This is a genomic window from Ignavibacteria bacterium (assembly GCA_016873845.1).
Lineage (GTDB): Bacteria > Bacteroidota > Ignavibacteria > Ch128b > Ch128b > JAHJVF01.
In genome coordinates this window covers 1-2,300 of the sequence record VGVX01000145.1, presented here as the reverse complement: position 1 = coordinate 2,300, position 2,300 = coordinate 1, and the positions used below count along the sequence as shown (strand labels likewise).

At 36.1% G+C, this 2,300-nt stretch carries 4 protein-coding genes; all 4 read left to right on the top strand.

The annotated features are described in order from the left end of the window. Positions 1-103 precede the first annotated feature (103 nt). The 4 genes from FJ213_13380 to FJ213_13365 are packed head-to-tail and all read left to right on the top strand — an operon-like array spanning position 104 to position 2,249. Positions 104-775: a phosphoribosylanthranilate isomerase gene (locus FJ213_13380; protein MBM4177144.1), complete on the top strand. Its 672-nt coding sequence runs from the start codon at positions 104-106 to the stop codon at positions 773-775. 48 nt (positions 776-823) lie between these two features. Next, entirely contained in the window at positions 824-1,249 is a 426-nt protein-coding gene (locus tag FJ213_13375) for a hypothetical protein (GenBank protein ID MBM4177143.1), read from the top strand. Positions 1,250-1,267: 18 nt separating this feature from the next. Then, on the top strand, positions 1,268-1,801 hold the full coding sequence (locus FJ213_13370) for a hypothetical protein (GenBank protein MBM4177142.1): 534 nt from the start codon (positions 1,268-1,270) through the stop codon (positions 1,799-1,801). 10 nt (positions 1,802-1,811) lie between these two features. After that, the gene (locus FJ213_13365) at positions 1,812-2,249 is read left to right on the top strand and encodes a CoA-binding protein (GenBank protein ID MBM4177141.1); all 438 of its coding nucleotides are present in this window, start codon (positions 1,812-1,814) and stop codon (positions 2,247-2,249) included. Positions 2,250-2,300: the final 51 nt, after the last annotated feature.

The following is a 2,300-nucleotide window of genomic DNA, read 5'->3' as shown; positions in this document are numbered from 1 at the left end:
TCAACAGCGAATAATAAAGAGGGGGATGATGACCAGCTTACAATTAAATTTCTTAAAGATTATATCTTTAAATCAGTGATAAATTGAAATTAAATAATAACTTATGATCAAACCACGAGTGAAAATTTGCTGCATCTCATCAATTGAAGAAGCAAATATGGCAGTCAAATATGGTGCTTCTGCACTTGGACTTGTTTCAGAAATGCCCAGCGGACCAGGTGTAATTTCTGAAAAATTGATTTATGAAATTGCGGCAACAATTCCCCCGGCAATAGGCAGCTTTTTACTTACAAGCAAGCGATCTGCCGATGAGATCATTCAGCAGCAAAAAAAATGCAGAGTGAATTCAATTCAGCTATGTGATTTTGTTGAACGGAGTGGATTAGAAAAACTGAGAATTGAACTCCCTGGCATCTCGCTTATTCAAGTCATTCATGTAAAAGAAGGGTCGTCAATCAAAGAAGCTGTTGAGGTTTCACCTTTTGTGGACGCTTTGCTTTTAGATTCCGGTGATAAAAACTCTGAGATAAAAGAATTAGGCGGAACAGGGCGAGTTCACAATTGGGAGATTAGCAGAGAAATTAATAAAAGAGTCAGCATCCCAATTTTTCTTGCTGGCGGATTGAATCTTGAAAATGTCGTCGACGCAATTAAACAAGTTGAACCTTTTGGGGTTGATGTTTGCAGCGGAGTACGCACTAATGGAAAAATGGACGAAATAAAGCTCTCAAAATTCTTCAAAAATATAAACAGTAAGATTCAGTTTTGTAAGTAAAAACTTGAAATCAATATATCAAATTTATAATATTACTCAGGAGATGAAATGAAAAATAAAATTTTAATAGCTTCTCTTATCGGTTTTACTTTATCACTTTCTTTTTACTCATGTGTTATTGAAGATGGGATTAATAATCCCGAAAACGTTGGCAAGAATTTTCCCGTTATAGTTAATACGTTAAACACATTCACATTTACTGTAGATGCTGATGACTTTTCACTAACTCGGAATGAAACACTTTCATTTGATACTGATTCACTGACAATTACACTCGTTGTATCTTCATACTCAGCCGGATCTGGTTCAATTGTTGTCCGGAATTCGGTGAATGAAATTTTCTTCAGCGACAATCTGAATTCAAACAAAGTGGTGACCCTGCCCGCTGCGACAGAGAATACTCCAAAGTCAGTTGCAATAACTCTTTCAAACTTTCGGGGAAAAATATCCTTCGTTGTAACAAAAAAGAAATAAAATTAAATAGGAATAATCATGTCAAAGAAAACAAAAATCTGGCTTGTGGTTGCTGCAGTATTTTTATTTGTAGTAGTAGTCTTCGTTGGTTTTGGAATTTATGTCGGAGCTTTCAGTTCAGTCGAAATAACTGAAGGATATCGAGGTCCATACGATTTCGTTTACACCAAGCATAAAGGACCCTACCAGCTTGTCAGCGAGAAAATTAAAAAAGTCGAAACGCTTCTCAAAGAAAAAAACATCGAACAGACAATCGCAGCCGGCCGGTACTACGACGATCCTGCAACTACACCTAAAGAATTATTAAGAAGCGATGCAGGCGTCTTTGTTTCCAGCCCAGTTCAGGTTGAACCACCGCTTTATTATGAACAAATCGTTGAGCGATATGTTATAATTGGGAAAATCAAAGCTCATCCTGCCATTGCTCCTTTCAAAACTTATCCGGCAATTAATGAGTATATCGAATTAAAGGGATACACTGTAACCGGACCAGCATTTGAAATCTATAATGAAGATGGAAGTGTTGAAGTTCACTTGCCCGTTTCAAAATAGTGAGTAGGAAATGAATTACAATGAAATATTTTTTGAAAACAAAAAAATTGCTGTTGTTGGTGTTTCCCGCAATAAGCATAAGTTTGGTAACATAATCTTCAACGAACTTCTAAAGAGAGAGTTTGAGCCGATACCAGTCAATCCAAACTTAGAAGAGATAACTGGCAAAAAGTGCTACAAAACCATTTGTGAAGTGCCGCAAAAAGTTGACACGGTTATAACTGTTACTCCGCCAAATTCAGCGCTTAAAATAGCAAAAGAGTGTTATTCAAACGGGATTGCTAACATTTGGTTCCAGCAAGGTTCAGAATCGAATGAGGCATTAGAATTTTGCAGACAAAATGAGATCAACTTTATTTCCGGAAAATGTGTATTAATGTATCTTGAGCCGGTAAAATCCTTTCATAAGTTTCATAGATTTTTTTCAAAAGTCTTTGGAAAATATTGATACTCATTTTTTCCTGCCTTAGTGTAAAATAATTAGTACCTGAGATAAGTC